Source organism: Promicromonospora sp. NFX87, assembly GCF_048564965.1.
Taxonomy (GTDB): Bacteria; Actinomycetota; Actinomycetes; order Actinomycetales; family Cellulomonadaceae; genus Promicromonospora.
In genome coordinates, this window is record NZ_CP183413.1 from 3,031,549 (window position 1) to 3,057,479 (window position 25,931).

Genomic DNA, 25,931 nt, shown 5'->3' on the forward strand with positions numbered 1-25,931 from the left:
GACCGCGGGACCGCCCCGGAAGGCTCAGCCGCCGAGGGCCTCGACGGCCACCGTCGTCACCTCCGCCAGGAGGGCGTCGTCGGGCTCCGCGTCGGGGTCCTCGGTCTGGGTCAGGACCGCCAGCACCACCGGCTCGCGATCGGGCGGCCAGAGCAGACCGATGTCGTTACGGCCGCCGCGCCCCGAGGTGCCGGTCTTGTTGCCGACCACCCAGCCGTCCGGCACGCCGGCCCGGATCGTCTCGGGGCCGGTGACGCTGCCGCGCAGCGCCTCGACGAGGGTCGCCCTGGCGTCGTCGTCGAGCACGTCTCCCAGGCCGTAGGCGCGCAGGTCCCGGGCGAGCGCCCGGGCGGTGCTGGTGTCGCGCTCCTCCCCGGGGGCGACGTCGTTCAGCTCGGGCTCGTAGCGCGACGGCATGGTGGTCTCGTCGCCGATCGCGCGCAGCGCGTCCGCGAGGCCCGGCGGTCCGCCCAGCTCGTCGAGCAGCAGGTTGCCCGCCGTGTTGTCGCTCTCCTGTACGGCGGCGTCGATGATCTGGCGCATCGTCATGCCCTCGTCGAGGTGCCGCTCGGCGACCGGCGAGTGCGCCTGGAGGTCGTCGGCGCCGTACGTGACGACCTGCTCGAGCTCTTTCGGGGTGCTGCGGTCGAGGACCGCTGCCGCCGCGAGCGCCTTGAACGTCGAGGCGTACGCGAACCGGTCGTCCGCGCGGTGCGTCACTGCCACACCGGTGCCGGTGTCCACCGCGTAGAGCCCCACCACCGCGCCGTACCTCTTCTCGAGGCGGCGGATCTCCGCGGCGACGTCGGGTGCCGGCGACGGCGGGGTGGTCGCCTTCTCGCGCGCCATCGGGCCGGAGGTGGCGGGGCCGGCGGACGCCGGGGGTGTCGGTCCCGGCGCGGGTTCGGCGTTGCCGGGCGTGCAGGCGGTCAGGACGAGTGCGGCCGAGGCGAGCAGGAGCGCCGGCCGTCGCAGGTTCCGAGGCATGCGCCCAGTCTGCTGCTCCCCGCCGCCGTCGTCCGTCCGAGAAGTCGTCCGCCCGAGAAGTCGTCCGTCCGAAAAGCTGACGGCGGTCCAGGCACCCCCAGAGTGCCCGGACCGCCGTCGGTCATATCCGCGGTCTCAGACCGCGGCCGGCTCGACCACCTTCTCCCGGGAGCCGGTTGCTCGCCCGTCGGCGTCGCCGCCGGCGGAGTCGTTGTCGGAATCGCTGTCGGCCGGGGCACCGTGCGGGTCGTCCATCGCGCTCTCGTCGAACGGGAGGTCGCCCGCGAGCACCTGGGTCACGCGCTCGCGGTCGATCTCCTTGGTCCAGGTGCCGATGACCACCGTCGCGACGGCGTTGCCGGTGAAGTTGGTCAGGGCACGAGCCTCGGACATGAAGCGGTCGATGCCGACGATGATCCCCACGCCGTCGACCAGGTCGGGGCGGTAGGTCTGCAGGCCGCCGGCGAGGGTCGCCAGACCCGCACCGGTGACGCCCGCCGCGCCCTTGGACGCGATGATCATGAAGGCGAGCATGCCGATCTGCTCGGGCACGGACAGCGGCGTCCCCATGGCTGAGGCGATGAACAGCGACGCCATCGTCAGGTAGATCGCGGTGCCGTCCAGGTTGAACGAGTACCCGGTCGGCACCGTGATGCCGACCACCGGCTTGGACACGCCGAGGTGCTCCATCTTGGAGATCAGGCGCGGCAGGGCCGCCTCGGACGAGGACGTGCTGACGATCAGCAGGTACTCGCGCGCCAGGTACTTCATGAGCAGGAAGATGTTCACGCCGGACACGAGCCGCAGCACGGTGCCGAGCACGATGACGATGAACAGGATGCACGTCACGTAGAACCCGAGCATCAGCGTGCCGAGCTGGACGACGGCGCCCCAGCCGGTCTCGCCGACGACCGCCGCGATGGCGCCGAACGCGCCGACCGGCGCGACCCACAGGATCATCGTCAGGACCCGGAAGACGATCCCCTGGATCAGCCGGATCGCGTCGAGGGCGGGCTTGCCGCGAGCGCCGAGCTGCTGGATGGCGAACCCGACGAGCAGCGCCACGAAGAGCGTCTGCAGCACGGACTCGCCGCTGAGCGGCGAGACGAGCGTGGTGGGGATGATCCCGAGCACGAAGTCGACCAGGGACGACGCCTCACCCTCCGCCTCGTAGGTGGTGCCCGCGATGGACAGGCCCTCGCCCGGGTGCAGCAGGTTGCCGACGACGAGGCCGATGAAGAGCGCGAACGTCGACATGACGAGGAAGTAGAGGAGCGCGAGGCCGCCGACGCGGCCGACCGTCGCGGCCTTCGCGATGGATCCGATGCCCAGCACGATGGTGCAGAAGATGACCGGCGAGATCATCATCTTGATCAGGGAGACGAACCCGGTGCCGAGCGGCTTCAGCGCCACTCCGGTGTCGGGGGACGCAAGGCCCACGATGACGCCGGCGACGACGGCGACGATCACCGCGATGTACAGGTAGTGACTCTTGTCGAGCCGGCGGCGCGGGGTGCTCCCGGTGCCGGCGGGCTTCGTTACCGCCATGGTTTTTCCTCTCACAACGCTGTGTGGTCAGCTGCAAGAGTGCTGGGAGGAACGGTGAATCCCGCCATTGCGTACATAGTGTTCTCCAGGTGGTCGGGCCGGCCGGCGGCGGGGGCCACAATGGGTCCGTGGCGCAGCGACGGGGTGCGAGTATCGCGAGGTGGTTCCTCGCGGTGCACACGACCCTGCTGTTCGTCGGCGCGATGGTCGTCTTCGGGCTGCTGGTCCTCGACGCCCGGTCCACCGCCCAGACGCACGCGGCGCAGGAGAGCACCGACGTCGCGGCCACGGTGGCCGCCGAGTCGCTGGTGATCGACACGGTCGCCCGGGCGCACGCGGACGCCGCCACCGACCGTGCGGGCTCGGTGGCCGAGGCGTCCGGCGCGCTGCAGCCGTACGCCGAACGGGTGATGGAGGCGACCGACATCGCCTACCTCACGGTCATGGACACCGACCGGACCCGGTACACGCACCGCAACGAGTGGCAGATCGGCCGCGCGTTCGTGGGCAGCACCGCTCCGGCGCTGCGCGGCGAGACGTTCACGGAGGTCTACGACGGCACGCTCGGCCCGTCGGTCCGGGCGGTCGTCCCGGTCCTGACGGACGACGGCGAGGTCGTCGGCATGGTGTCGGCCGGGGTGACGCTCGACCGGCTGTGGGACAGCATCGTCCCGCGCCTGGTCATCGTCGGTGTCGGGACGCTCCTGGCGTTCGGCGCGGGCGCCGTCGCCGCGGCGCTGCTCGCGCGGCGGCTGGACCGGATCACCGAGAGCAAGGGACCGGACGAGCTGGCGCATCTCTTCACCGCGCACGAGGCGGTGCTGCACTCGGTCGAGGAGGGCATGCTGCTCGTCGAGGACGGCACGGTGGTGCTCGCCAACGACGAGGCGCTGCGCCTGCTCGGGGTGCCCGACCTCGCGGCCCCGTTCGCCGTCGCCGATCCGCGCCTCTCCCCCGCCGTCCGCGACGTGCTCTGCGGCGGCACGCCGGAGGGGCCGGTCCGGGTGGGCGACCGGGTGCTACTCGTGGGCCGGGACACCGCGGCGGCGTCGGGCCGGAACGTCGGCGAGGTCATCTCCCTGCGCGACCGCACGGAGCTGCAGCGGATCACCGGCGAGCTGTCGTCGGTGCGCACCATCTCGGACGCGCTGCGCGCCCAGACCCACGACTTCAGCAACCGCCTGCACACGATCGCCACCCTCATCGAGCTGGGCCAGAGCGACGAGGCGCTGCGCTTCGTCGCGAGCGAGCGCGACCTCGGTCAGCGGCTCACGGACCGCGTGGTGCAGGCCATCGAGGAGCCCGTCATCGCGGCGCTCGTGCTGGGCAAGGCGGCGCAGGCACGCGAACGAGCGGTGGAGATGCACTTCGAGACGCACCTCGCGCCGGGTACGCACTGGCTGGAGCCGGTCGACGTCGTCACGATCCTGGGCAACCTGATCGACAACGCGATCGACGCCGCCGCGGCCCGCACCCTGGGGAACACGGTGGACGACACCACGGAGCCGGCCGCCGAGGCGTGGGTCGAGGTGTACCTCGCCAACGGCGACGACGGCTCGCTGGTCTTCCAGGTCTCCGACAGCGGGAGCGGCATCGCCGACACGGACCGCGACCACATCTTCGAGCACGGCTGGAGCACCAAGGACGCGACGGCGGGTGGGCGGGGCTACGGGCTGGCGCTCGTGCGCCAGGTCGTGGAGAGCCTCGGCGGTGACGTCGAGGTCTCGCAGGGGGCCGGGGCGAGCACCGGGGCGGTCTTCACGGTCACGCTGCCCCGCCCGGCCGCCGTCGCGCCGCGGGTGCGGGCGGCCGGCACCGCCGGAGCACAGGTGGGCCGACCATGATCCGGGTACTGGTCGTGGAGGACGACCACCGCACCGCCGAGGCGCACGGCGAGTACGTGCGCCGGGTCGAGGGCTTCGAGCTGGCCGGCGTGGTGCACACCGCGAGCGAGACCGTGCGTGCGCTGCGTGACGCCCAGGCCGCGGGCGAGGAGGTGCACCTGCTCCTGCTCGACATGAACCTGCCGGACCTGCACGGCCTGGTCCTGTGCCGGCAGCTGCGCGCGGCGGGCCTGGTCGTGGACGTGATCGCGGTGACGGCGGCCCGCGAGCTCGAGACGGTGCGCGAGGCCGTCGCCATCGGCGTCGTGCAGTACCTGATCAAGCCGTTCGTGTTCGGGCTGTTCGCCGAGAAGCTCGGCGCGTACCGCAAGTACTTCGAGCAGATGCGCTCGCCGGTCTCGACCCTCAGCCAGCGCGAGGTGGACACGGCGTTCGCGGCGCTGCGGACCTCCAACGCGGCGGGGCTGCCGAAGGGGCTGTCCCAGGACACCCTGGACGCCGTGTCCGACCTGCTGGCCCGGCGGCCCGGCGCGCTGTCGGCGAGCGAGGTGGCGGACGAGCTCCACCTCGCTCGCATCACCGCACGCCGCTACCTGGAGTTCCTGGCCGACGCCGGGGTCGCGTCCCGGGCGCCCCGGTACGGGGCACGCGGGCGGCCCGAGCTCGAGTACGCCCGGGAGCGCCCGGTCTGAGCGGGCCGGGCGCAGCCCCGGGCGGTGCTCAGGGCACTGCTCAGCGGCCGATCGCCGCCGTCAGCCGGTCGAGGTAGTCCTGCTCGCCCTCGCTGACCGCGAGGCGCTTGCTGAAGAAGCCGCCCTCCTTGGACTTGGTCGCCTTGACGACCTCCGTGGCGATCCGGAGCAGCCACTCGCCGTACGCGGCGAGGTCCTCCTGGTCCGCCCGCTCCCGCAGCAGCGCTATCGAGGCCGCGGTCAGCTCGACCGCCTTCGCCGTGTCGCGCTCCGGGTCCGGACGCAGGTCCTCCGGCACGGCGACACCCTGCGGCGTGCCCACCTTGGCGGCCGGGGACTGCTCGGCCGCCTCCTCCTCGTCCTTGATCCTGTCCCGCAGCGCGAGCGCCACCGACTGGATGAAGTCGTTCTCGTGCTGCTGCGCCTCCCGGAACACCTTGGCGCCGGTCGCGGTCTCCCGGATGAACCGGATCGCGCCGGGCCGGCCGTCCGCCAGGGTGGCACCCTTCAGCACCGCTCCCGGGGCGTCCAGGATCTGGCCCAGCTCGTCGTCGCTGAAGTCGGACAGGTTCGTCATGCGCACGCTCTCTCGTCTGCTGTGTCTGTTGTGACAGTGTCTGCTGTGTCCGTTTCTGGGAACGCACACAACCTACTGGCTGGGGACGTCGTCCGGCAGCGAGGCGCGGTACCGGCCGGCCAGCTCGCGGGTCGCCGCCACCAGCTCGGGCGGACCCTCCACCTCGAAGGGCACGTCGAAGGCGCCGAACCGCGCGGCCAGACCGCCCCACGACCACGAACCGAGTCCCACGCGGCAGCGGGGCACGCCGTCGACGTCCGGCAAGGGCTCGCACAGGCCCTGACCGTTGACCCATGGGGCGATGTCGGTCGCCCGTGCGTGGAGCACCGCCTCGCCGTGAATCGGTGACGGCGACCCGCTGATCCGGGAGCCGACGAAGGTCGCCACGTCCCCACCTGGCACCTCCCGGAACGTGAACCGCGGCCCGGTCCCGGTGCGGAGCCGCATCCGGTCCACGCGGAACATGCGCCAGTCGTCGCGGTCGAGGTCGAACGCCACGAGGTACCAGCGCCCGTCCGACGTCACGAGGTGGTGCGGCTCGACCCGGCGCGGCGGCCGGAAGGCCTTGTCTCCCTCGCCGATCGCGGCCATCGTGCCGCCCTCGTAGTCGAAGCGCACCACCTCGCGGGCCTGGCACGCCGAGCCGAGGGAGAGGAGCAGGTCGGGGTCGACCACCGGTTCGGCGGCCCCGGCCGCTCCGGCCCGCCGACGCCGCACCGTGGTCACCTCGAGCGCGTCCAGCCGGGCCCGGAGCCGCGCGGGCATCACCTGCCGGATGGTGGCCAGGGCCCGCAGCGCCCCCTCCTCCGCGCCGGGGATGGTGCCGGTACGGAGCGCGATCGCGACGGCGACCGCCTGGTCGTCGTCGAAGAGCAGTGGCGGGAGCTCGGCGCCCGCGTCGAGGCGGTAGCCGCCGTCAGGCCCCTTGGTGGCGTTGACGGGGTAGCCCAGCTCGCGCAGGCGGTCGACGTCGCGCCGCACGGTGCGCGGGCTCACGTTCAGCCTGTCGGCCAGGAGCGCGCCCGGCCAGTCCCGGCGGGCCTGGAGGAGCGACAGGAGAGCGAGGAGGCGTCCGGAGGTCTCGAGCATGAGTTCAGCATCGCACGGGGTAGAGGCCAGAACCTGACCGCTACTACCGAGAGAGTGGGACACGTAGCCAGCCGGATGAACCAGACCGCACGCCAGATCGCAAAGAGGAGACATCGTGATCCGCACCCAAGCGCTCACCAAGGACTTCGTGGTGAGCCGTACCCGCACAGTGCACGCCGTGCGCGGCATCTCGCTCGACGTCGAGCCCGGCGAGCTGGTGGCCGTGCTCGGCCCCAACGGCGCGGGCAAGACCACCACGCTGCGCATGCTGACGACGCTCATCCCGCCGACGTCGGGCACCGCGCAGGTCGCCGGGTACGACGTCGCCACCCGGCCCGACCGCGTCCGTGCCGCCATCGGCTACGTCGGCCAGGGCGGCGCCGGCGGGGCGTCCCAGCTCGTCCGCGACGAGCTGGTCACCCAGGGCGAGATCTACGGCCTGGACCGGCGCACGGCACGGAGCCGGGCCGCGGAGCTGGTCGAGGCCCTGGACCTGACCGAGCAGGCGGACCGCAAGATCGAGAGCCTGTCGGGCGGGCAGAAGCGCCGCCTCGACGTGGCCGTCGGCCTGGTCCACCAGCCGTCGCTGCTGTTCCTCGACGAGCCGTCGACGGGCCTGGACCCGCACAACCGCGCGAACCTGTGGGAGCACATCCTCCGCATGCGCACCGCGGCGGCCGAGCCCATGACCATCGTGCTCACCACGCACTACCTCGACGAGGCGGACACGTTCGCCGAGCGGGTGATCGTGGTGGACCACGGGCAGGTCATCGCGGACGCCACCGCGGACGCGCTCAAGGCCGAGCTCGCGGGCGACCTCGTCACCCTCGGCGTGGCCGCCGAGCACGCGGCGGCGCTGGCCGCCATCGCGGAGCGGGCGCCCGGAACGCGCTCCGTACGGGTCGAGGCCGGCGCGTCGGGCAGGGCGAGGACGGTCGAGATCCGCACCGCCGACGGACCCGGTGCCACCCCGGGGCTGCTCCGCGCGGCGGACGCCGCGGGCGTCTCCGTGAGCCGGGTCGACGTCACGCGGCCCACGCTCGACGACGTCTTCCTGAACCTCACCGGACGCAGCCTGCGGGAGAGCTCGACGGGCGGGTCCGCCGAATCCCCGCGGGTCGAGCCTGTCGAAACCAACACCACCAGCACCGACAAGAAGGAGGTCATGGCATGAGCGCCGCGACCCTGACCCCCGGCCCTACCACATCCGGCACCGCCCGGCCGCTCCCCCGCCGCAGCTTCCTGCGCGACACCCGGATCGTCCTGGTCCGCGAGCTCCAGCCGGTGGTGCGCGACCCGTTCTCCCTCGTCTTCGGGCTCGTGCAGCCGCTGGTCTTCCTCGGGCTGTTCGGCCCGCTCCTGGCCGGCTCGGCCGGCGAGGCGCTCGGCGGCGACGTCTGGCTGTGGTTCGTGCCCGCCGTGCTCGCGATGACGACGCTGTTCGGCACGTCGGTGACGGGATCGAACCTGCAGCTCGATCTCTCGTCGGGGGTCCACGAGCGCATGCTCGTGACCCCGCTGTCCCGCCCGGCGCAGCTCGTGGGGCGGGCCCTGAAGGAGATGGTGCCGATCATCGTCCAGTCGGCGATCGTCGTCCTGGTCATGCTGCCGTTCGGCCTGCGGCCGGACCCGATCGGGACCGTTCTCACGCTGCTGCAGCTCGCGGTGCTCGGCATCGGCGTCGGCTCGCTGTCGTACGCGCTGGCGCTCGCGGTGCGCAAGCAGGAGTGGATGTTCTGGGTGGTGCAGCAGACGTTCCTGTTCCCGGTGATGATGCTGTCGGGGATGCTGCTGCCCCTGGAGAACGGCCCGGCGTGGATGCGGGCGGCGTCTGCCCTGAACCCGCTGCGCTACGTCGTCGACTCCGGCCGGGCCGCCTTCGCCGGCGACCTCCTGTCCTCGACGGTCGCCTGGGGCTGGGTGGCGGCGCTCGCCACGGCCGCGCTGGGCCTCGCTGTGGGCGTCCGCGCGATGATCCGCTCGGCGGACTGAGCCACTGCGCCCTACCCAGGGATCTGGCCCGGAACTCACGTGAGTTACGGGCCAGATCCCTGGGTAGGGCGCTCCCCGTCTCGGGCCGGACAATGGGTGACCGTGAACCCGAGCCAGGACCCCCGCCCCGCCGACGATCCGCACGCCGCCCGGCTGCGCCGGACCGTGGCCGTCGTCGCGGCCCTCAACCTCGCCTACTTCTTCGTCGAGCTCTCCGTGGCGCTCGCCGCCGGATCGGTCGCGCTGCTGGCCGACAGCGTCGACTTCCTCGAGGACACGGCGATCAACGTGCTCATCCTCGTCGCGCTCAGCTGGCCGCTGGCGCGACGGGCGGCGATGGGCAAGGCCATGGCGCTGATCATCCTGGTCCCGGCCGCGGTGGCGGCCTGGGAGGCGGCGCAGCGGTTCGGGGGCCCGACGGCGCCCGACGTCGTCCCGCTGGTGCTGGCCTCCCTCGGGGCGATAGCCGTCAACGGGACCAGCGCCTGGCTGCTGGCCCGGGTCCACCACGGCGGCGGCGCGCTCGGCCGTGCCGCGTTCCTGTCCGCCCGCAACGACGTGCTGGTCAACGTCGCGGTGATCGCGATGGGCCTGGTCACCGCCTGGACCGGCTCCGGGTGGCCCGACCTGGTCCTCGGCTGCGCGATCATCCTGCTGGCCCTGCACGCGGCCCACGAGGTATGGGAGGTCAGCGAAGAAGAACGCCTGGCCACAAAGGCCCTCAACAACGAAAAAATCGACTGACCCCGCCCCCTCTCGGACCGTTGAGTGCTGGGCATTCGTCTTGGTGAAACGGTTTCGAGGGACAAATACCCAGCACTCAGCGGAGGGGGTCAGGCGGCCGCGACGTCTGTCGACTTCTCCTTGAACTGGCCCGCCAGGGCCCGCTGCATCAGCCGCTTGGTGGTGCCGTTGCCCAGGAGCGTCTGGGTCATCGTCCGCCTCGCCTTGTCGCGGCGGGACTGCGGGACGAACATCACGAGGTCCCTGCGCCCGTTCTTCTGGTGGTCCGCGATGAACGGGCGCAGCCGCATCTCCCACTCGCGCAGCGCCCGAGCCGGGTTGCCAGGGTTGCGCTGCAGCACCGTGCCGAGCAGGTCGGCTCCGGCCAGCGCGCTGGACGCGCCCATGCCCGAGTAGAGCGTGACGCACCAGGCCGAGTCGCCGAGCAGCACCACACGGTCGGTGTGCCAGCTCGGCATCACCACCTGGTGCACGGAGTCGAAGAGGAAGTCGTCGGCCGCCTCGAACTGGTCCAGGAGGTTGCCGAGCACCGGCCCGGTGGGCTCGGGCCCGAAGGCCAGGCGCAGCGACTCGATGGGCGGACGCCGGAACTGCGCGTCCTCGTCGTCCGTGCGGTAGTTGAACAGGATCCCGGGCTGGTGGTCGGCGAACGGGAAGACCCACGCCGACCGGCCCGGCTCCGCGAGGACCAGGCCGTCCATCGCCGTGAAGCCGGGGGCGGGCTCCTTGAGGGTCGTCGCGCCGATGATGTGGTCGAACGGGTTGAGGTAGTCGCTGTCGGGGCCGAACACCAGACGGCGCACCGTCGACCGCAGGCCGTCCGCGCCGACGACGAGGTCGAACCGCTCGGTCGTCTCGGTGCTGCGCTCGCCGACATGCTCGCCCGCCCGCTCCCCGGCCTGCCCACCAGTGGCGCTGCGCAGCGTGACGTCGACGCCGTCGGCGCTCTCGTCCACGGCCACCGGCGTCGTGCCGAACCGCATCTCCGCGAGCGGCACCACCCGGTCGTACAGGGCAGCCTCGACGTCGCCGCGCAGGATGAGCTGCGGGTTGCCCGGCAGGTCGCCGTAGCCCATGCCCGGACGGCGGCGGCCGTCCCGTTCGACGTCGTAGGTGATCGACGCCGGATCGGTGCGGTTCCCGATCGCGTCCAGGACCCCGAGCCGCGCGGCCGCGGCCTGCCCGGTGCCGAACATCCCGACGAAGTATCCGGCTCCCCGACGTTCGGCTGCCCGCTCGACGAGGACGGTCTCCCAGCCGACGTCATGCAGTCGCAGGGCTGTGGCCAGTCCCCCGATACCCGTCCCGACGACCAGTGCGCGCGGCTTGCTCATGTGAATCCCTCTTCTCGGATGTCGTGCCCCGATTATTGACTCACCGGGAAGCGCCAGTCAAGAACGCGGGACTACGATGATCCGGACCGAGCCCCGGCCGAGGGGTGGGCGAGCGGAGGGTGACGATGGCACGTCCGGTGCAGGACCGCGCGCAGGCGATCCTCGCCGCGGCCCGGACCCAGTTCCGGCTGGACGGCGCGGAGCACACCACGGTGGACGCCGTCGCCGCGCGCGCCGGCGTCGGCAAGGGCACCGTCTTCCTGTACTGGCCGACCAAGGCCCGGCTCCGGGACGCCGTCCTGCGGCTGGAGATGGCCGGACAGCTCGCCGCGCTCGCGGACGACCTGCGCAGCGGTGCGACCCGCCTGAGCGTGGGACGCGTCGTCCGGCGAGAGATCTCGGCGGTCCTGTCCAACCCCGACCTCACCCCGCACACGCTGGGTGGGCCGGACCCGTCGACCGACCCGGGCGACTTCCCCGGGCGAGCGCTGCACAGGATCATCACCATCATGCAGGCGCACGGTCTGGTCCGGGATGCTCCCACCCACGAGATAGCGGTGGGCTTCGAGGTGGTGATGAAGGGGTCCGTCGCGTTCGGGCACGGCAGCCCGGAGCGGTTGGAGACAATCCTGGACGCCGCCGAACGCCTGCTCGACTCGACCTACACCCGCCCCGATGTGGCCCCGGCCGACGTCGCCGCGGCCCTCCCCGAGGTGCTCGACGCCCTGGAGGACACGATCGACCAGCTCGTCGAGGCCGCGGCACCGGACCGGCCCACCACGGCGGTGCTCCGGCCCCGGGAACGCCCGGTCGCCGCGGACGCCTGACCGCCCCGGGGCGCGCCCCTCCGCCGTCAGCCCTCCCGCCGGCCGACCAGCCCGGTGTTGTAGGCGACGATCACCAGCTGCGCGCGGTCCCGCGCGTGCAGCTTGGCCAGCAGCCGGCCGATATGCGTCTTGACGGTGGCGGGACTGAGCCGGAGATGGTCCGCCAGCTCGTCGTTGGACAGCCCCTGGGCGATCAGGCGCAGCACCTCGAGCTCGCGGTCGGTGACGCCGTCGAGCGTCCGCGCGGGCGGCCTGCCCGGCTCGGGGCGGCTCGTGAACTCGGCGATCAGCCGGCGCGTGACCGACGGCGCCAGGAGCGCCTCCCCCGCCGCGACCACCCGGATCGCGTGCAGCACGTCCGCCGGCGGCGTGTCCTTGAGCAGGAATCCCGCGGCTCCCGCGCGCAGCGCCGCGTAGACGTACTCGTCGAGGTCGAAGGTCGTCAGGATCAGCACGCGGACGTCGGCCAGCTCCGCGCTGGAGCAGATCTCGCGCGTGGCCTCGATCCCGTCGACGCCGGGCATGCGGATGTCCATGAGCACGACGTCGGGCAGCTCGCGCCGGGCGAGCGCGACCGCCTCGGCGCCGTCCGAGGCCTCACCGACCGTCGTCATCCCGGGGGTGTGCTCGATCAGCAGGCGGAAGCTCCCGCGGAGCATCGCCTGGTCGTCGGCCACGAGGACGCGGACCGGGTCCGGCGTCATGCGCGTCCCTCCCGTCCGAGCGGGAGCCGCGCACGGACCGCGAACCCGCCGTCGGGCCGCGGCCCCGCCTCGACGGTGCCCCCGTACAGGCGCGCTCGCTCCCGGATCCCGTTCAGGCCGTGCCCGCCCGACGACGACGGCGCCCGCGTCGGCGTCCGCGTCGGCTCCGGCCCAGGGGCGCCGGACGCCGGCCCGTCGTCGACCACCTCGACCCGGAGCTCCCCGCCGTCCACGACCACCGAGACCCGGCAGGCCGTGGGACCCGCGTGGCGGACGGCGTTGGTCAGGCCCTCCTGCACCACCCGGTAGACGGTGAGCTGGTCCCCCTCGGTGAGCGCACCCGCTCCGTGCACCTCCAGGTCGACGTCGACCCCGGCCTGCCGCGCGTCGTCTGCCAGCCGGCCGAGGTCGCTGATGCCCGGCGCCGGGCCGAGCGGCGCGTCACCCGTGCGCAGGACGCCGAGCGTGCGGCGCATCTCCGTCAGTGCGGCCCGGCTGGTCTCCTCGATGGCGTGCAGCGCGGCGCGCGCCTCCTGCGGATCGGCGTCGGCGACGTGGGCGGCGACGCCCGCACGGACCGCGATCAGGCTGAGGTTGTGCGACACGATGTCGTGCAGGTCGCGCGCGATCTGCAGGCGCTGCTCGTCCAGCGCCCGCTCCGCCTGGCGGCGCACCTCCCGCTCCGCCGCCGCACGCCTGCCGCGGACGATCCGGCCCGCCACCCACGAGCCGCTGACGACCAGCAGCACCAGGGTGGCCACGCCGACGGCGTCCTCCGGCGGCCCTGACGGCGTGTGCACCGCCTCGCCCACGTACACCCCGCCGACCGCGACGGGCAGGGTGACCGCGAGCGCCACGACCGAGCGGCGGGTCGGCGTGGCCAGCCCCACCAGGTAGGCGGCCAGCCCGGCGGCGACATAGGGCTCGCGCGTGATGTCGAGGAGCGTGGCGGCGGTGAGGGCGACGACGACGGTGCCGAGGACCGCGACCGGCAGTCGCCGGCGCAGCGCGACGGGCATCCCGACGCCGACCGCGACGAGCCAGGCGAGCCACGCGGGACCGTCGTAGGTGGGCTGGCCCTCGGCGCCGGGCAGCCCGGCCGTGGTGATGTAGGCGGCGGTCAGAGCGAGGGCTGCCAGGAGGTCGGCGGCCCGGAGCCCTCTGCCCGTCGCGTCGTTCATGGCGTGACCGTATCCGCTGCCGGCATCGACGCCCACGGGATACTCACGGAGTCCTCAGCCGGCCTGGCCGAGCGCGAACATCGCCGCGAGCACGAGCACTGCCAGGGCCGTCCAGCGCAGCACGACGGCCGGACGCGGGCGCGGGCGCCGCAGCAGCTCGCGCACGCCCATGGGCACGAGCGCGAAGGCCAGGCCGCCGAGCGCGACGAGGGACAGCACCGTCGTCCCCTTCAGCAGGCCGAGCGGCAGCGCGCTGGTCAGGGCCAGGGCGACGGCCGCCGCGAGGCTCAGCACCCGGGTGCGCCGGGCACCGATCGCGAGCACGATCCATCCCACCAGGATCGCGACGTTCAGCACCGAGAAGATCTGGAACGAGCCGTACGTCGACGCGACCGCCTCCTCGGTGACCCGCGCGCCCAGGGTGTCGGCGAACCGGAAGGCCATGTGGTCCATCCCGGAGTGGAACACCCGGGCGACCGTCCCGGAGAGGACGAGCAGCCCGCCCCACAGGCCCCAGCCAGGGCTGCGGGCAGCTACCCGTCCGGCCAGGAGCAGCACGGCGGGCAGGAGCACCAGGTTTCCCGCCGCGAACAGTGCGTACGAGGTGGCCACGAGGCCCGGGTGCCGTTCGAAGGCCGCGAGCTGTGCCGGGAAGAAGAAGTCGAACGGCAGCCGCAGCAGGGCTCCGGCGAGCAGGAGCAGCGGTCCGGCCACCATGGCCACACCACCGACCCACCGCCCGGGAAGGAGGTCGGGAGCCTCGCCCGCCCGCGCCGTCGCGCTGTCGGTACCTGTGCTGACCACTGTGCCGATTTCTGGGGAGATTCTCATACCCCTGACCCTCCCGCGCCGGCCAAGAGAAGTAGTCACCCCACCCTCCGAACCTCGCCGTCATACCTGGGTATGACCCGCCCACCCTCCCCTCCGTTGAGTGCTGGGTTTTTGTCGTGCGGAATCGGTTTCGAAGGACAAATACCCAGCACCCAACGGGCGGTGGGCGGGAGGATGGGGACTATGTTCACCAGTATCGAGGCCGCTATCGACCTGCGGGTCGCCGCCTATGCCGTCATCACCGACAACCAGGGGCGCATGCTCCTGCCGCACTGGAGCGAGTACGCGCACAGCGGCTGGACCATGCCCGGCGGCGGGCTCGACCCGGGTGAGGACCCCGCCGACGCGGCCGTCCGGGAGGTCCTCGAGGAGACCGGCTACCACGTCGAGCTGGACGGCCTGCTCGGCGTCGACAGCTTCGTGATCCCCGCCGCGGAGCGCGTGCGCCCGTCGGAACGCCCCGTGCAGGCGCTCCGGATCGTGTATCGCGCCCACATCGTCGGCGGCGAGCTGCGTGTCGAGGAGGATGGCACCACGGACGACGTCGCCTGGCACACGCCCGAGGAGATCGACGCGCTGGACCGCGTGCCGCTGGTGGACCTGTCCCGCCGCTGGGCGGGCCTGATCAGCTGAGCGGGGCCGCCCTTCAGGGCAGGTCCGACGGCGGGAAGCCCGTCCAGCGCAGGTCCTGCGGCAGGTGCCCCATGTCGTTGAACAGCACCACCGTCGGCGGCAGGCCGTCCCGGTACTCGATGACCGTCAGCGCCGTGTTGCCGCTGTTCAGCCCCAGCCACCGGGCGGGCGGCGCGTCCAGCGCGTGCCGCAGCAGCCAGGCCACCTGGAACGCGTGGGTCACCAGCACCTCGTGCGTCTCGGACTCGGCGGGCTTGGCGAACCGGTCGACGAGCGCCGCGGCGAGCCGCTCCCCCGGGGCGCGCTCGGCGTCGTCGAACCCGTCGAAGAACCCGGTCCAGGCGGGCGGCAGGTCGGTGGCGGCGGGGATGTACGGCACGTGGTCGACGAGCTCCGCGGCCACCGCGACGGGGACGCCCGGCAGGTGCTCGCCGATCACCCGTGCGGTCGCCGCCGCACGCGGTAACGGCGAGTGCCAGACGGCGTCGACCGGCAGCTCGGCGAGCCGCTCGCCCAGGAGGCCGGCCTGCCGGTGCCCGATCTCGGTGAGCTCGCCGAACGCGTCCGCCGCGCCGTGCCTGGCCAGGTAGAGATGTCTGGTCGCCATGCGCACGAACCTACTGCCCGCACGACGCGATCACGCGCAGCGCCGTCACGCGCCGCGCTGGATCCCGAGGGTCGAGATCAGGTCCTCGTGCAGCTCCATCCACACGACGTGGCACGACTCGACGCCGGTCCCCGCCACCCACTCGCCACGCCCGGACCGGACGTGCGCGAGCGCCGTCGAGAAGCGCTCGTCGTACCCCTCGAACCGCGCGAGACGCGAGCTCAGCTCTGCCACCAGCGGGGCCAGCTCGTCGTCCAGCACCTCGAGCTCCGCGAGGACTGCCGCGTCCCACTCCGGGTCGGTATGGGTGTTGACGCTGAGCCGGTCGCCGTCCTCCGGGCGCAGCTGCCAGTCGGTGCACGCCTGCAGCAGGCGCGCGTTCAGCGGCCGGAACGCCTCGTGCACCTGCTCGACGACGGGCCGCCCGGCCGTCTCGGACAGCTCCTCGGCCAGCCGCCGGTCGTCCTCGGCCCGGCCACGGTCCGTCATCGACCAGCCCGCGGTGGCGCCGAACGCGGCCTTCCTGATCCAGCCGTAGGCCTCGTCGTCGAGCAAGGTCTCGCGGGTGTCCGCCTCGTCGAGGCCGAACCGCACGGCGACGGCGTCGTCGTCGGCCATGCCCTGGATCCGGACCGAGTGGAGGACGAGCAGCTCGGGCTGAGAGGATCGGCCGAGCACCGGGTTGTGCGTCATATTTTTCACCGTGCATCCTCCCGGTGGCTGATGTCAACGCAGGCAGGTACGCCCAGGGAGGAAGACATGTCGGACAGTTCCGCCGCCACGAGCATCACGGGGACACCGGGTAGTCCGGGGCGTGCGTCCGGCCCGGCGCGCGTCGTGCACAGCCCCGACGACTTCGGGCGGGTGCTGCCCGGCGACGTCCTCGTGTGCCGGTTCACCGAACCGGCCTGGACCGCCCTGTTCGGCGTCGTCGCCGCCGTCGTCACCGAGACCGGGGGCGTGCTCTCGCACGCCGCGATCGTGGCCCGCGAGTACGGCATCCCCGCGGTGCTCGCGGTCCCCGCCGCCATGACCACCCTGCGCGACGGCGACACCGTCACCGTCGACGGCGGGGCCGGGCGGGTCACCACCGCCTGACCCACCGCCCGGCACAGCAGACCGGCCGCCCGGCAAAGCAGACCGGGACCGGCGCCGTCCAGGGGAGCCCTACCCATGGGCAGCGCATACGGGACGTGCCAGCCTTCCAGCGTCAGACCAAGAGTCGGACCACCTGGATGGAGAGCACCATGTCAGTCACCTCCCCGTTCCGCAGAACCACGACCCCCAGCCGGACCAGGCGCTGGGCGCTCGCCGCCCTGGCCGCGTTCACGCTCGTCGCCGCACCCGCGGCAGCGGCTGCTGCACCGGCAACGTCCGACGCCGGCGTGCTGGCGACCTCGCACAAGTCACCGTTCAGCTGCGGCAAGACCTTCTACGCCAACAACTGGAGCGGCGGCCACAACCCCAACGGCTCCATCGACTGGCAGAGCTACGACGGCGACGCCATCAACGGCGAGACCGTCCGGGCCACGGCCGCGGGCACCGCCACCTTCGACGACGAGGGCAGCACCAGCTACGGCAAGTGGGTGCAGATCGTGCACAGCGACGGCACCCGCACCCGCTACGCGCACCTGGCCACCATGGTGCGGGCCCCGGGACAGACCATGTCGGTCAGCCAGGGCACGGCCATCGGGACGGTCGGGTCCACCGGCGGCTCGGAGGCGCCGCACCTGCACTACGAGCAGCGCGGCTCGACCGGCGTCGTCGACACCAGCCCGACCGTGGAGGGCGTGACCGTGTCGGTCGGCCAGAAGAAGGCCGTCACGAGCACCAACGCGTGCGGCGGCGGTTCCAACCCGTACACCCCCACCGAGGTCTGCGGCAGCGGCTTCTCGGTGATCGACCAGGCGGCGCTCGGCACCGTCGGCCGCACCTACCTGCTGTACAACTCCGGCACCGGCGCCAACTGCGTGGTCACCCTGAAGTCGACGAACCTCGGCACGCCGAGCGCGGTCTCGGCCTTCCTGGAGCCCGAGGGCTCGTCGCGCACCACCGACTCCGGCAGCTACTCGTACTACGCGGGCCCGGTCAAGCGGTCCGCGCCCGGCACCTGCGTCAAGTGGGGCGGCTCGGTGGGCGGCACCAGCTACACCAGCCCGTTCGAGCACTGCGACTGACCCTTCCGCCTGCGCCTCCTCGCCTGCGCAGGGCGCGCGTCAGCCCTGCGCAGGCGGCTGGATCAGGTCCCACGGCATCCCGTACAGGTCCTCGAACACCGCAACCGTCCCGTAGACCTCGTGGCGGGGCTCCTCGCGGAACCGCACGCCGGCCGCCGTCATCCGCGCGTGCTGCGCGGCGAAGTCGTCGGTCTCCAGGAAGAACGCGACCTTCCCGCCGGCCTGCCGCCCGACCGCGCCCGCAGCGCCCGCGTCGGCGGTCACGGCCAGCACGAACCCGGTCCCCCCGTCCGCGGGGCCGACGACGACCCGGCGCCGGCCGGACTCGTTCGTCTCGTCCTCCCGGACGACGAACCCGAGGGCGTCGACGAAGAAGGTGATCGCCTCGTCGTGGTCGAGGACGAGATAGGTGACATCGGAGAGTCGCAGCACCCGAAGATCCTAAGCGCCGCCGCACGCCGTGCCCGGTCCACGCCCCTATAGTCGGTGGTGCGAACCATCTGTGGCCACGACAGTCGTCTGCCGGGAAGGCACCCACCATGAGCTTCACCCACCCCACCGGCACCCGCGGCGCCAAGCAGCCCGGCCGCTCCTTCCGCTGGATGAACCGCCTGATCATGGGGCGCGCCCGGCGCACCGAGGGGAAGACCATGGGGATGAACCTCCTGGTCCTGACCACCGTCGGCCGCAAGAGCGGGCAGGAGCGCCAGACGCCGCTCGCATGGTTCCCGGGACCCGACGGCAGCTGGCTCGTCGTCGCGTCGGCCAACGGCGCACCGGCCAACCCCCGCCTGGTACCTCAACCTCGCCGCCCACCCCGACCAGGTGACCGTCGAGCAGGCCGGCCGCAAGGTCGCCGTGACCGCCGAGGAGCTGCACGGGGCCGAGCGCGAGCAGGCCTGGCAGCAGATCAAGGCCGCGGCGGACAACTTCCGCAAGTACGAGGAGACCACCGACCGCTTGCTCCCCGTCATCCGGCTCGCGCCGCGCTGACCAGCGCCCTCCCAGGATTCCCACGGGCGCACCCCAGCGGCCGGGCCTACGTTCGGCCCATGAGCACCCACAGCACCGCGCCCGGCCGCCCCGGGGAGCACGAGGAGCCCGAACCGCACGACCTCGGGCTCTCCCACGACCTCCCCACCCTCCTCAACCGGCGGCACGCCATCGGCCTGCTGACCGCCGGCAGCCTGGTGGCGGCGCTGGCCGCCTGTTCCCCGACCACCGGCGCGAGCGACGGCTCGCCCACCGGGGCGCCGACCGGGGGGTACCGGCGGCGGCGCACCGGACGACACCGCGGAGGCCGGCGCGGGCGAGATCCCCGAGGAGACGAACGGCCCCTACCCCGCCGACGGCACGAACGGCCCCAACATCCTGACGACGACGGGCGTCGTGCGCAGCGACATCACCACCAGCTTCGGCGACTCGTCCGGCACCGCGGAAGGCATCCCGCTCACCTTCTCGCTGACCGTCGTGGACGTCTCCGGCGAGGGCGACGCCGGGAGCCCCGTCGCGGGCGCCGCCGTCTACGCGTGGCACTGCGACCGCGACGGCCAGTACTCGATGTACGACATCACGGACCAGAACTACCTGCGCGGGGTCCAGGAGGCCGACGCCGACGGCACGGTCACCTTCACGTCGATCTTCCCCGCCTGCTACCCGGGCCGCTGGCCGCACGTCCACTTCGAGGTCTACCCCTCGCTGGAGGACGCCACCAGCGCCACGAACCGGATGCGCACCTCGCAGCTCGCCCTCCCCCAGGCCGTCAGCGAGGCCGTGTACGCGACGGCGGGCTACGAGCAGAGCGTCGCGAACCTGCAGGGCGTGACCCTCGACTCCGACATGGTGTTCTCCGACGGGTACGCGCTGCAGATGGCGAAGACGTCGGGCTCGGTGGACCAGGGCTACACGGCCACGCTCCGTGTGCCCGTGTGAGCGCCCGGGTGAATGTCGGTGGGCGTGGGTAGTGTCGGACGCATGACGCACGCTGCCACCACGTCCAAGGTCACCACAGCCCTCCAGACCGCGGACTGGCGGCGGCGCGTCTTCGCGCTGTACACCGACGTCCGTGCCCGCGCCGTGGTGAACCCGGCGGCCGCGCACGCAGGGTGGGTCGCGGCCCGGGACGAGCTCTTCGCGACCCACCCGGCGTCGCCCATCCTGCCCGAGGACAAGCCCGGCTTCACCGGCCTGTCCGTCACCCCGTACGACCCGGCCTGGCGCCTGACCGCCCCGGTGGTACCCGCCGAGCCCGGGCCCGACGGCGCCCCGCGCCGCCTCGACGTCCCCACCGGCACCGACGGCGTCGTACCGTTCGAGCTGCTCGGCAAGGTGGTGCTGCCCGGCCTGGGCTCGCTCGACGTCTGGCGGCTCGCGTCCTACGGCGGCGGCCTGTTCGTGCCGATCAAGGACGCTCTCGCCGGGCCGCCCGGCGGCACCTACGGCGGCGGCCGCTACCTCCTGGACACCATCAAGGGCGCCTGGCTCGGCCACACCGACGGGTCCGACGGCGGCGCGGGCGGTGGGCCGGACGACGACGGCGTCGGCGACCTGGTGCTCGACCTCAACTTCGCCTACAACCCGTCCTGCGCCTACGACCCGGCGTGGACCTGCCCGCTCGCACAGCCTGGCAACACGCTCGACATCGAGGTACCGGTCGGCGAGCGAACCACGAAGTAGGTGTCAGAGCGGGTTTCGCCGGGTAGCCCAGCCGGTGTCGACGAGGTCAGCCGGTCATGTGCTGCGACCGACGAATCTCGGCGGGCCTGTGCGCACGCACCTGTTCGCACATCTCGGCCATGATCTCCGCCACGCGCCCCTCGTCGAGCCCGGTCGCGACGGCGTCCGCCTTGACCTTGTCCCATGAACGGGCCATCTGTCACACCTCCTCGCCTTACTCACCGGAAACCCGGACCCTTGCGATGGTCCGACTTTGCCACTCGGAGTGCTATTTCGCAGTCGATGAGGCTGATCAGTGCATATATGCAACAGGCGCCGTGCCGCGATCAGATCTCTGCTCGGCACGACGGCAACCAGATGAGTACCGTTAGCGCCCGATGAACACCATCGACATCACACCGCCCCCTGCCGGCTCACCCTCGTCGGCGTACGGCGTCCACTCGGAGGTCGGCCGCCTGCGCAAGGTCCTGGTCTGCGCGCCGGGCCTGGCGCACCAGCGCCTCACCCCGTCCAACTCGGCAGGCCTGCTGTTCGACGACGTCCTGTGGGTGGAACGCGCCCAGCAGGACCACGCCGACTTCGTGAGCGAGCTCCGCAGCCGCGACGTCGACGTCGTCGAGCTGCACGCCCTCCTCGCCGAGACGCTGCGCGTACCCGGCGCACGCGACTGGCTCCTGGACCGCAAGATCGTCCCGGAGATCGTGGGCAACGGCCTGGTCGACGCGACGCGGGAGTACCTGGAGTCGCTGCCCGAGCACGAGCTGGCCCGGTACCTCATCGGCGGCCTCGCGGTCGCCGACGTGCCCGAGCTGCCGCCGGGCTTCCGGGCCCTCGCGGACATGAGCCCGGACGCCCGCGAGTACCTCATGCCGCCGCTGCCGAACACCCTCTTCACGCGCGACACGACCTGCTGGATCTACGGCGGCCTCACGCTCAACCCGCTGTACTGGCAGGCCCGCCGCGACGAGACCCTGCTCATGAAGGCGGTCTACGCGTTCCACCCCGACTTCGTCGGCAGCCGCGTGTGGTGGGGCGACCCGGAGACCAGCCACGGCGAGGCGACCTTCGAGGGCGGCGACATCATGCCGATCGGCAACGGCACGGTCCTCATGGGCATGAGCGAGCGCACCTCGCGCCAGGCGATCACGCAGGTCGCGGCGTCCCTGTTCGAGCAGGGCGCGGCCGAGCAGATCGTGGTGGCCGGCATGCCGCGGCTGCGCGCGGCGATGCACCTGGACACGGTCATGACGTTCGTCGACGTCGACACCGTCACCGTGTACCCGCGGATCGTGGACCGGGTGCACCCGTTCGTGCTGCGCCCGGACTCCGGACCGCTCGGTGTGTCCGTCACGGACGCCGGCGGGTCGTCGTTCCTCGACGTCGTGGGCCAGGCGTCCGGGCTGGGCGAGCTGCGGGTCATCGAGACCGGCGGCGACGTGTACGAGTCGGAGCGCCAGCAGTGGGACAGCGGCAACAACTCGGTCGCCGTCGAGCCGGGCGTGGTGTTCACCTACGACCGCAACACCACCACCAACGACCTGCTGCGCAAGGCGGGCGTCGAGGTCATCGAGATCGCGGGCGGCGAGCTGGGCCGCGGCCGCGGCGGCGGCCACTGCATGACGTGCCCGATCATCCGCGAGCCGGTCAGCTGGTAGGTCGCACGTCCGCTGCCGCCGCCCCCCCTCCGGCGGCAGCAGGCGCGCGACACGCCGTCGTGCAGCGCCACGCCGGAGACTTGATGCATCCTTGGGTTGCAGTTCCGGAAAAGCCATAGACGCTACCAAGTCCTCGTTGTACCTTTCTTCACACACGGACTCGCGCCGTGGCGGCAGGTTGTGTGCCTTTGCTACCTGCCGGGGTAACAACACAAGCCATGTTCATACAGTCAGATCACAACCAGACGGAAGGACGAAACCCACGATGGTCCGCATCAGCATCGCGCTCCAGGCCTCGGGCCTGTGCAAGGTCAGTGCGACCACCGCTTCGTCCTACCCGACCACTGCGACGCACCTGCGAGACGGCCGTGAGGCCATACGAGGCGCCATACGCCGCTGATCCGGTTATGCCGGACCAGCGCTGTGAGCCGCCTCGGGATGCCTTTTCCCGGGCGGCTCTTTTCGTCCCGGGGCGGGAATCGTCCCGTGAGTAGTCGTACAGAACGGCGCGAGACAACAGCACCACCCGACGATCACGAGAAGAACGAGAACGAGAAGCTCACCGGAAGGAGCAGGCCCGTGGCCGACGTCCTAGTCCTCAATGCCGGCTACGAGCCGCTGCACCGGGTATCGGTCCGGCACGCCATCCACATGCTCGTGCGCGAGGTCGCGGTAGTGGAGGAGGCGGTCGACGGCCGCTCCTTCGGGCCGTTCCCCTTACCGCGCGTGCTGCGGCTGGTCCGGTACGTCACGATGCGGTGGCTCTACAAGTCGGACGGGGCGCCCGCCTGCACCAAGCTGGGCGTCAAGCGGCGCGACGGTATCTGCGCCTACTGCGGCGGTCCTGCCGAGACGGTGGACCACATCCTGCCGCGGTCGCGCGGGGGCCCCTCGACGTGGATGAACCTGGTGGCCGCCTGCTACGAGTGCAACTCGCTCAAGGCGGACCGCACGCCGGCCGAGGCCGGCATGGTCCTCTACGTGACGCCACACGTCCCGCGGGCGGAGTACGCACGCGCGATCCGGCACCGGGCGGCCCGAGCGGCGTAGCCAGGGCACGGTGAGGTACGCAAAGGGTCAGGTGATCGGCAACTGCGAAGCGCCGATCACCTGACCCTTTTCCCGCGTCTCAGGAGGCCAGCGCCTTCGCCAGGAGCTCGAGGGTCTGGGCACGGCCGGGCGTCGCGTCCAAAGGCTCGTCGGCCCGCGAGCCGGCGACCGGGACGAGCATGACCTCCTCGACGCCGTGCCGCTCGGCCAGGCCGCGCACCTCGGCCGCCACGTGCTCGGCGTCGCCGATCAGCCACCGGGCGCGCATCGCCTCGATGGACTGGGCGAGCAGCCCGCCGGCGGGCTCGTCGGCGGTGGCACGCACCGCGTCCTCGACGGTCTCGAGCGGGCCGAGCTTCTGGCCGGACCGCAGCCTGGCCATCTGCCGCAGCTGCGGCAGGGCACGGTCGTGCGCCTCGTCGGACGTCGGCGCGACCACCGCGTTGGACGTGATGAACGTACGCGGCTCCGGATGCTCCTCGGACGGCCGGTAGCCGTCCCGGTACAGGGCGAGGATCTGGTCCATGCCATGGCCGGAGAAGTGGTTGGCGAACACGTAGGGCAGGCCGAGCTCGGCGGCGAGGCGCGCGGAGTAGTCGCTGGAGCCGAGCAGCCACACGGTCGGGACGCTGCCGGCGGCGGGCGTGGCCCGCACGTCGTAGATGTCGCCGGAGACCAGGCGCAGGCGGGCGCCGTCGGGGCCCATCAGGCTCAGGATGTCGGTGACGTGCTGCGGGAACCGGTCCACGTCCGCCGTCGGACCGGTGGCGCGCAGCAGGGACGTGACGACCGGGTCACTGCCCGGGGCACGGCCGATGCCGAGGTCGATCCGCCCGGGCGCGATGGCCTCCAGCGCCGCGAACTGCTCGGCGACCACGAGCGGGGCGTGGTTCGGCAGCATCACGCCGCCCGACCCGACCCTGATCCGGGCGGTCCGCGCGGCAGCGGCGGCGATCATGACCGGGGGCGACGACGCCGCGACGGCCGCCATGTTGTGGTGCTCCGCGAACCAGTAGCGCTCGAAGCCGAGGCGGTCGGCGAGCGCCACCAGCTCGAGCGAGGCCGACAGGGCCTGAGCGCTGGTCTGGCCCGAACGGACGGGCACGAGGTCAAGGACGGACAAGCGTGGCTGGGTATTCATCGCCTCTGTCAACCGCCTGAGGGCCTGGCGTGTTCCGGAGCGGGGGCGCCGTGTTCGCCCATGCGGGCTCGCGCGCCGCGCGCATCTATCACCCTTGGGATCGTCGCGGTATCGCCGAAGGTCATGGCGCCCACCCCCTTGGGCCTGACATGATCGCGAGGTGTCTGTTGATGTGCGCCCCGCGACCGACGACGACGTCGATGCCGTGGTCGACCTATTCCGTCAGTACCTCAGGTTCTACGACCAGGAGGTGCCCGACGCCGAAGCGCGCGCCTATCTGACCGCCCGCCGCGACGCGGGCGACTGCGTGCTCCTGATCGCCGTGCTGCGGCCGGAGGGCACGGAGCCCGACGCCTCGGCCGCCGAGGAGGTGGTCGGCTTCACCCAGAGCTACCCCACCTGGTCGTCCGTGAGCCTGAGCCGTTCCTGGGTCCTCAACGACCTGTTCGTCGCTCCGGAGGCCCGCGGGACGGGCGCGGCGCGTGCTCTCGTGCGGGAGACGTGCCGCCGGGCCAAGGAAGCCGGCGCCATCCGGGTCTCCCTGGCCACCGCGTGGGACAACGTCGCGGCGCAGGGGCTGTACGAGTCCGAGGGCTTCGTCCGCGACCAGCACTTCCACCACTACGCGTACGTGACGGGCGCCTGACCGCCGGATCGGCGCGCCCTCCCCCGCTCCACCGCTCTCACCTGCTTCAATGCCCTGGCTCGGCCCTGCCACCAGGGACTTCGGCCTGCCCGGCCGGAGGCCGGCGGGCCATCTGCCACAACATCTGTCTATCCGGGGAGACCCGGGAACTGGAGCGCACACCACCATGATGGGAGGCCACCACGCCGCGTCAGGAGCCGCGGCCTGGATAGCTGTGACCGCCTCGACGCCGATCGCCTTCGGCTGGTACCCCGTGTCGGACGCGAGCGTGTTCACCGGAGCCCTCGTCTGCGCGGGTGCGGCGCTGCTGCCCGACGCCGACCATCACTCCGGCACGATCGCGAACTCGCTGAAGCCCGTGTCCAACGTGGTGGTCAAGGGCATCGAGGCGGTGTCGGGCGGGCACCGCAAGGGCACGCACTCGATCCTGGGCGTCGCCGTGTTCACGGCGATCGCCTGGGCGCTGAGCTTCCTGAGCATCGACACGGGCACCGAGGAGTTCGGGGCGATCCTGATCGGCCCGGGCATCATGTGCGTGCTGCTCGTCGCGTTCGCCCTGAAGGCGCTGAAGATCACGCGCGACACGAAGATCTTCCCGTGGACGATGTCGGTGACGCTGGCGGTCCTCATCGCGATCTTCGCGCCCGAGGAGTGGTACTGGATGCCGTTCAGCGTTGCGCTCGGCTGCGTCGTGCACATCCTCGGCGACCTCATCACGACCGCCGGTGTGCCGCTGCTGTGGCCGCTGAAGTTCCGGTCCCCGTACTGGATGCGCAACAAGCGCGGCATCGAGCTCGACTGGATGTGGCGGACCGGCGGCAACCTGTCGATCCCGATCCTCGGCGACGCCGGGTCGGTGCGCGAGTGGATCCTGCTCATCCCGATGTCGCTGTACGCGATCGTCGGCATCGTCTGGGCCATGCTGGACCAGATGGGCTTCGACACCATGTCGGTCTGGTACGACCTGGTGGCCCTCTTCCCCGCCTGACCGGAACC

29 protein-coding genes and 1 pseudogene are annotated in these 25,931 nt (G+C 72.3%); 17 read left to right on the top strand and 13 right to left on the bottom strand.

Annotated elements, in window-relative coordinates; genetic code table 11:
* Window positions 1–24: 24 nt before the first annotated feature.
* Complete coding sequence (gene bla, locus ACNYC2_RS13565) at window positions 25–987, bottom strand: class A beta-lactamase (protein WP_419707525.1); 963 nt, start codon at window positions 985–987, stop codon at window positions 25–27.
* A 135-nt stretch (window positions 988–1,122) separates the two neighbouring features.
* Window positions 1,123–2,535 (bottom strand): cation:dicarboxylate symporter family transporter, encoded by a 1,413-nt coding sequence (locus tag ACNYC2_RS13570; protein ID WP_419707526.1) that lies wholly within the window; start codon window positions 2,533–2,535, stop codon window positions 1,123–1,125.
* 128 nt (window positions 2,536–2,663) lie between these two features.
* Here ACNYC2_RS13570 and ACNYC2_RS13575 point away from each other — a divergent pair, with 128 nt between their 5' ends.
* Entirely contained in the window at window positions 2,664–4,379 is a 1,716-nt protein-coding gene (locus ACNYC2_RS13575; RefSeq protein WP_419707527.1) for an ATP-binding protein, read from the top strand.
* Complete coding sequence (locus tag ACNYC2_RS13580; RefSeq protein ID WP_419707528.1) at window positions 4,376–5,071, top strand: response regulator; 696 nt, start codon at window positions 4,376–4,378, stop codon at window positions 5,069–5,071. Before ACNYC2_RS13575 ends, ACNYC2_RS13580 begins: the two co-directional genes overlap by 4 nt.
* A 40-nt stretch (window positions 5,072–5,111) precedes the next feature.
* Here ACNYC2_RS13580 and ACNYC2_RS13585 read toward each other — a convergent pair whose 3' ends face one another.
* Both ACNYC2_RS13585 and ACNYC2_RS13590 read right to left on the bottom strand, forming a co-directional pair.
* Entirely contained in the window at window positions 5,112–5,648 is a 537-nt protein-coding gene (locus ACNYC2_RS13585) for a hypothetical protein (protein WP_419707529.1), read from the bottom strand.
* A gap of 72 nt (window positions 5,649–5,720) precedes the next feature.
* Window positions 5,721–6,737: a helix-turn-helix transcriptional regulator gene (locus tag ACNYC2_RS13590; protein WP_419707530.1), complete on the bottom strand. Its 1,017-nt coding sequence runs from the start codon at window positions 6,735–6,737 to the stop codon at window positions 5,721–5,723.
* A 115-nt stretch (window positions 6,738–6,852) separates the two neighbouring features.
* On the opposite strand from ACNYC2_RS13590, the gene ACNYC2_RS13595 reads away from it, so the two are divergent.
* The 3 genes from ACNYC2_RS13595 (at window position 6,853) to ACNYC2_RS13605 (ending at window position 9,473) form a co-directional block, all read left to right on the top strand.
* Complete coding sequence (locus tag ACNYC2_RS13595; RefSeq protein ID WP_419707531.1) at window positions 6,853–7,911, top strand: ATP-binding cassette domain-containing protein; 1,059 nt, start codon at window positions 6,853–6,855, stop codon at window positions 7,909–7,911.
* On the top strand, window positions 7,908–8,729 hold the full coding sequence (locus tag ACNYC2_RS13600) for an ABC transporter permease (protein ID WP_419707532.1): 822 nt from the start codon (window positions 7,908–7,910) through the stop codon (window positions 8,727–8,729). The genes ACNYC2_RS13595 and ACNYC2_RS13600 overlap by 4 nt, the downstream gene beginning before the upstream one ends.
* Window positions 8,730–8,831: 102 nt before the next feature.
* Window positions 8,832–9,473 carry a cation transporter gene (locus ACNYC2_RS13605; RefSeq protein ID WP_419707533.1) on the top strand — a complete coding sequence of 214 codons (642 nt, stop codon included), beginning with the start codon at window positions 8,832–8,834 and terminating at the stop codon, window positions 9,471–9,473.
* Between the two features lie 89 nt (window positions 9,474–9,562).
* Here ACNYC2_RS13605 and ACNYC2_RS13610 read toward each other — a convergent pair whose 3' ends face one another.
* Entirely contained in the window at window positions 9,563–10,807 is a 1,245-nt protein-coding gene (locus tag ACNYC2_RS13610) for an FAD-dependent monooxygenase (RefSeq protein WP_419707534.1), read from the bottom strand.
* 125 nt (window positions 10,808–10,932) lie between these two features.
* Between ACNYC2_RS13610 and ACNYC2_RS13615 the strand changes: the two genes are divergently transcribed.
* Window positions 10,933–11,634 carry a TetR/AcrR family transcriptional regulator gene (locus tag ACNYC2_RS13615; protein WP_419707535.1) on the top strand — a complete coding sequence of 234 codons (702 nt, stop codon included), beginning with the start codon at window positions 10,933–10,935 and terminating at the stop codon, window positions 11,632–11,634.
* Window positions 11,635–11,660: 26 nt separating this feature from the next.
* Here the strand turns inward: ACNYC2_RS13615 and ACNYC2_RS13620 are convergent, their stop codons facing one another.
* Genes ACNYC2_RS13620 through ACNYC2_RS13630 form a run of 3 tightly spaced genes read right to left on the bottom strand, consistent with a single transcriptional unit; the run spans window position 11,661 to window position 14,350 of the window.
* A complete protein-coding gene (locus ACNYC2_RS13620; RefSeq protein WP_419707536.1) occupies window positions 11,661–12,338 on the bottom strand; it encodes a response regulator in 678 nt (225 codons plus the stop codon).
* Window positions 12,335–13,519 (bottom strand): sensor histidine kinase, encoded by a 1,185-nt coding sequence (locus ACNYC2_RS13625; protein WP_419707537.1) that lies wholly within the window; start codon window positions 13,517–13,519, stop codon window positions 12,335–12,337. The genes ACNYC2_RS13620 and ACNYC2_RS13625 overlap by 4 nt, the downstream gene beginning before the upstream one ends.
* Before the next feature lie 54 nt (window positions 13,520–13,573).
* Entirely contained in the window at window positions 13,574–14,350 is a 777-nt protein-coding gene (locus ACNYC2_RS13630; protein ID WP_419707538.1) for a hypothetical protein, read from the bottom strand.
* 183 nt (window positions 14,351–14,533) lie between these two features.
* Between ACNYC2_RS13630 and ACNYC2_RS13635 the strand changes: the two genes are divergently transcribed.
* Entirely contained in the window at window positions 14,534–14,983 is a 450-nt protein-coding gene (locus ACNYC2_RS13635; protein WP_419707539.1) for an NUDIX hydrolase, read from the top strand.
* A 13-nt stretch (window positions 14,984–14,996) separates the two neighbouring features.
* Here the strand turns inward: ACNYC2_RS13635 and ACNYC2_RS13640 are convergent, their stop codons facing one another.
* Together ACNYC2_RS13640 and ACNYC2_RS13645 are read right to left on the bottom strand one after the other, a co-directional pair.
* A complete protein-coding gene (locus ACNYC2_RS13640) occupies window positions 14,997–15,590 on the bottom strand; it encodes a histidine phosphatase family protein (protein WP_419707540.1) in 594 nt (197 codons plus the stop codon).
* A 45-nt stretch (window positions 15,591–15,635) separates the two neighbouring features.
* Window positions 15,636–16,283, bottom strand: coding sequence for a transcriptional regulator (locus ACNYC2_RS13645; RefSeq protein WP_419707541.1), 648 nt, complete (start codon window positions 16,281–16,283; stop codon window positions 15,636–15,638).
* A 66-nt stretch (window positions 16,284–16,349) separates the two neighbouring features.
* Between ACNYC2_RS13645 and ACNYC2_RS13650 the strand changes: the two genes are divergently transcribed.
* Both ACNYC2_RS13650 and ACNYC2_RS13655 read left to right on the top strand, forming a co-directional pair.
* Window positions 16,350–16,688, top strand: a complete 339-nt coding sequence (locus ACNYC2_RS13650; protein WP_419707542.1) for a PEP-utilizing enzyme — start codon at window positions 16,350–16,352, stop codon at window positions 16,686–16,688.
* 149 nt (window positions 16,689–16,837) lie between these two features.
* Window positions 16,838–17,767, top strand: coding sequence for a M23 family metallopeptidase (locus tag ACNYC2_RS13655; RefSeq protein ID WP_419707543.1), 930 nt, complete (start codon window positions 16,838–16,840; stop codon window positions 17,765–17,767).
* Window positions 17,768–17,806: 39 nt separating this feature from the next.
* Here ACNYC2_RS13655 and ACNYC2_RS13660 read toward each other — a convergent pair whose 3' ends face one another.
* Window positions 17,807–18,199, bottom strand: coding sequence for a VOC family protein (locus ACNYC2_RS13660; RefSeq protein WP_419707544.1), 393 nt, complete (start codon window positions 18,197–18,199; stop codon window positions 17,807–17,809).
* Window positions 18,200–18,423: 224 nt separating this feature from the next.
* On the opposite strand from ACNYC2_RS13660, the pseudogene ACNYC2_RS13665 reads away from it, so the two are divergent.
* The 4 genes and pseudogenes from ACNYC2_RS13665 to ACNYC2_RS13680 all read left to right on the top strand — a co-directional run.
* Window positions 18,424–18,489, top strand: a pseudogene (locus ACNYC2_RS13665) (nitroreductase/quinone reductase family protein); the annotation flags it as partial.
* A 103-nt stretch (window positions 18,490–18,592) separates the two neighbouring features.
* On the top strand, window positions 18,593–18,760 hold the full coding sequence (locus ACNYC2_RS13670) for a nitroreductase/quinone reductase family protein (RefSeq protein WP_419707545.1): 168 nt from the start codon (window positions 18,593–18,595) through the stop codon (window positions 18,758–18,760).
* A 396-nt stretch (window positions 18,761–19,156) separates the two neighbouring features.
* Window positions 19,157–19,699 (top strand): intradiol ring-cleavage dioxygenase, encoded by a 543-nt coding sequence (locus tag ACNYC2_RS13675; RefSeq protein WP_419707546.1) that lies wholly within the window; start codon window positions 19,157–19,159, stop codon window positions 19,697–19,699.
* 42 nt (window positions 19,700–19,741) lie between these two features.
* A complete protein-coding gene (locus ACNYC2_RS13680) occupies window positions 19,742–20,443 on the top strand; it encodes a DUF1684 domain-containing protein (RefSeq protein ID WP_419707547.1) in 702 nt (233 codons plus the stop codon).
* 46 nt (window positions 20,444–20,489) lie between these two features.
* On the opposite strand, the gene ACNYC2_RS13685 is transcribed toward ACNYC2_RS13680, so the two are convergent.
* Window positions 20,490–20,639: a hypothetical protein gene (locus tag ACNYC2_RS13685; RefSeq protein ID WP_419707548.1), complete on the bottom strand. Its 150-nt coding sequence runs from the start codon at window positions 20,637–20,639 to the stop codon at window positions 20,490–20,492.
* Between the two features lie 181 nt (window positions 20,640–20,820).
* On the opposite strand from ACNYC2_RS13685, the gene ACNYC2_RS13690 reads away from it, so the two are divergent.
* A complete protein-coding gene (locus ACNYC2_RS13690; protein ID WP_357506281.1) occupies window positions 20,821–22,098 on the top strand; it encodes an arginine deiminase in 1,278 nt (425 codons plus the stop codon).
* A gap of 579 nt (window positions 22,099–22,677) precedes the next feature.
* Window positions 22,678–23,148, top strand: a complete 471-nt coding sequence (locus ACNYC2_RS13695; protein WP_357506283.1) for an HNH endonuclease — start codon at window positions 22,678–22,680, stop codon at window positions 23,146–23,148.
* A gap of 79 nt (window positions 23,149–23,227) precedes the next feature.
* On the opposite strand, the gene ACNYC2_RS13700 is transcribed toward ACNYC2_RS13695, so the two are convergent.
* Window positions 23,228–24,289, bottom strand: a complete 1,062-nt coding sequence (locus ACNYC2_RS13700; RefSeq protein WP_419707549.1) for an LLM class flavin-dependent oxidoreductase — start codon at window positions 24,287–24,289, stop codon at window positions 23,228–23,230.
* A gap of 160 nt (window positions 24,290–24,449) precedes the next feature.
* On the opposite strand from ACNYC2_RS13700, the gene ACNYC2_RS13705 reads away from it, so the two are divergent.
* Both ACNYC2_RS13705 and ACNYC2_RS13710 read left to right on the top strand, forming a co-directional pair.
* Complete coding sequence (locus tag ACNYC2_RS13705; protein WP_419707550.1) at window positions 24,450–24,935, top strand: N-acetyltransferase family protein; 486 nt, start codon at window positions 24,450–24,452, stop codon at window positions 24,933–24,935.
* A 169-nt stretch (window positions 24,936–25,104) separates the two neighbouring features.
* Complete coding sequence (locus tag ACNYC2_RS13710) at window positions 25,105–25,923, top strand: metal-dependent hydrolase (protein WP_419707832.1); 819 nt, start codon at window positions 25,105–25,107, stop codon at window positions 25,921–25,923.
* Window positions 25,924–25,931 lie beyond the last annotated feature (8 nt).

Excerpts from the sequence above, each read along its gene's own strand:
- ACNYC2_RS13655 (WP_419707543.1), top strand. The coding sequence starts at position 16,838 with ATGTCAGTCACCTCCCCGTTCCGCAGAACCACGACCCCCAGCCGGACC.
- ACNYC2_RS13620 (WP_419707536.1), bottom strand. The coding sequence starts at position 12,338 with ATGACGCCGGACCCGGTCCGCGTCCTCGTGGCCGACGACCAGGCGATG.
- ACNYC2_RS13590 (WP_419707530.1), bottom strand. The coding sequence starts at position 6,737 with ATGCTCGAGACCTCCGGACGCCTCCTCGCTCTCCTGTCGCTCCTCCAG.
- ACNYC2_RS13615 (WP_419707535.1), top strand. The coding sequence starts at position 10,933 with ATGGCACGTCCGGTGCAGGACCGCGCGCAGGCGATCCTCGCCGCGGCC.
- ACNYC2_RS13635 (WP_419707539.1), top strand. The coding sequence starts at position 14,534 with ATGTTCACCAGTATCGAGGCCGCTATCGACCTGCGGGTCGCCGCCTAT.
- ACNYC2_RS13580 (WP_419707528.1), top strand. The coding sequence starts at position 4,376 with ATGATCCGGGTACTGGTCGTGGAGGACGACCACCGCACCGCCGAGGCG.
- ACNYC2_RS13700 (WP_419707549.1), bottom strand. The coding sequence starts at position 24,289 with ATGAATACCCAGCCACGCTTGTCCGTCCTTGACCTCGTGCCCGTCCGT.
- ACNYC2_RS13640 (WP_419707540.1), bottom strand. The coding sequence starts at position 15,590 with ATGGCGACCAGACATCTCTACCTGGCCAGGCACGGCGCGGCGGACGCG.
- bla (WP_419707525.1), bottom strand. The coding sequence starts at position 987 with ATGCCTCGGAACCTGCGACGGCCGGCGCTCCTGCTCGCCTCGGCCGCA.
- ACNYC2_RS13570 (WP_419707526.1), bottom strand. The coding sequence starts at position 2,535 with ATGGCGGTAACGAAGCCCGCCGGCACCGGGAGCACCCCGCGCCGCCGG.
- ACNYC2_RS13625 (WP_419707537.1), bottom strand. The coding sequence starts at position 13,519 with ATGAACGACGCGACGGGCAGAGGGCTCCGGGCCGCCGACCTCCTGGCA.
- ACNYC2_RS13610 (WP_419707534.1), bottom strand. The coding sequence starts at position 10,807 with ATGAGCAAGCCGCGCGCACTGGTCGTCGGGACGGGTATCGGGGGACTG.
- ACNYC2_RS13630 (WP_419707538.1), bottom strand. The coding sequence starts at position 14,350 with ATGAGAATCTCCCCAGAAATCGGCACAGTGGTCAGCACAGGTACCGAC.
- ACNYC2_RS13600 (WP_419707532.1), top strand. The coding sequence starts at position 7,908 with ATGAGCGCCGCGACCCTGACCCCCGGCCCTACCACATCCGGCACCGCC.
- ACNYC2_RS13710 (WP_419707832.1), top strand. The coding sequence starts at position 25,105 with ATGGGAGGCCACCACGCCGCGTCAGGAGCCGCGGCCTGGATAGCTGTG.
- ACNYC2_RS13685 (WP_419707548.1), bottom strand. The coding sequence starts at position 20,639 with ATGGCCCGTTCATGGGACAAGGTCAAGGCGGACGCCGTCGCGACCGGG.
- ACNYC2_RS13650 (WP_419707542.1), top strand. The coding sequence starts at position 16,350 with ATGTCGGACAGTTCCGCCGCCACGAGCATCACGGGGACACCGGGTAGT.
- ACNYC2_RS13690 (WP_357506281.1), top strand. The coding sequence starts at position 20,821 with ATGAACACCATCGACATCACACCGCCCCCTGCCGGCTCACCCTCGTCG.
- ACNYC2_RS13585 (WP_419707529.1), bottom strand. The coding sequence starts at position 5,648 with ATGACGAACCTGTCCGACTTCAGCGACGACGAGCTGGGCCAGATCCTG.
- ACNYC2_RS13645 (WP_419707541.1), bottom strand. The coding sequence starts at position 16,283 with ATGACGCACAACCCGGTGCTCGGCCGATCCTCTCAGCCCGAGCTGCTC.
- ACNYC2_RS13680 (WP_419707547.1), top strand. The coding sequence starts at position 19,742 with ATGACGCACGCTGCCACCACGTCCAAGGTCACCACAGCCCTCCAGACC.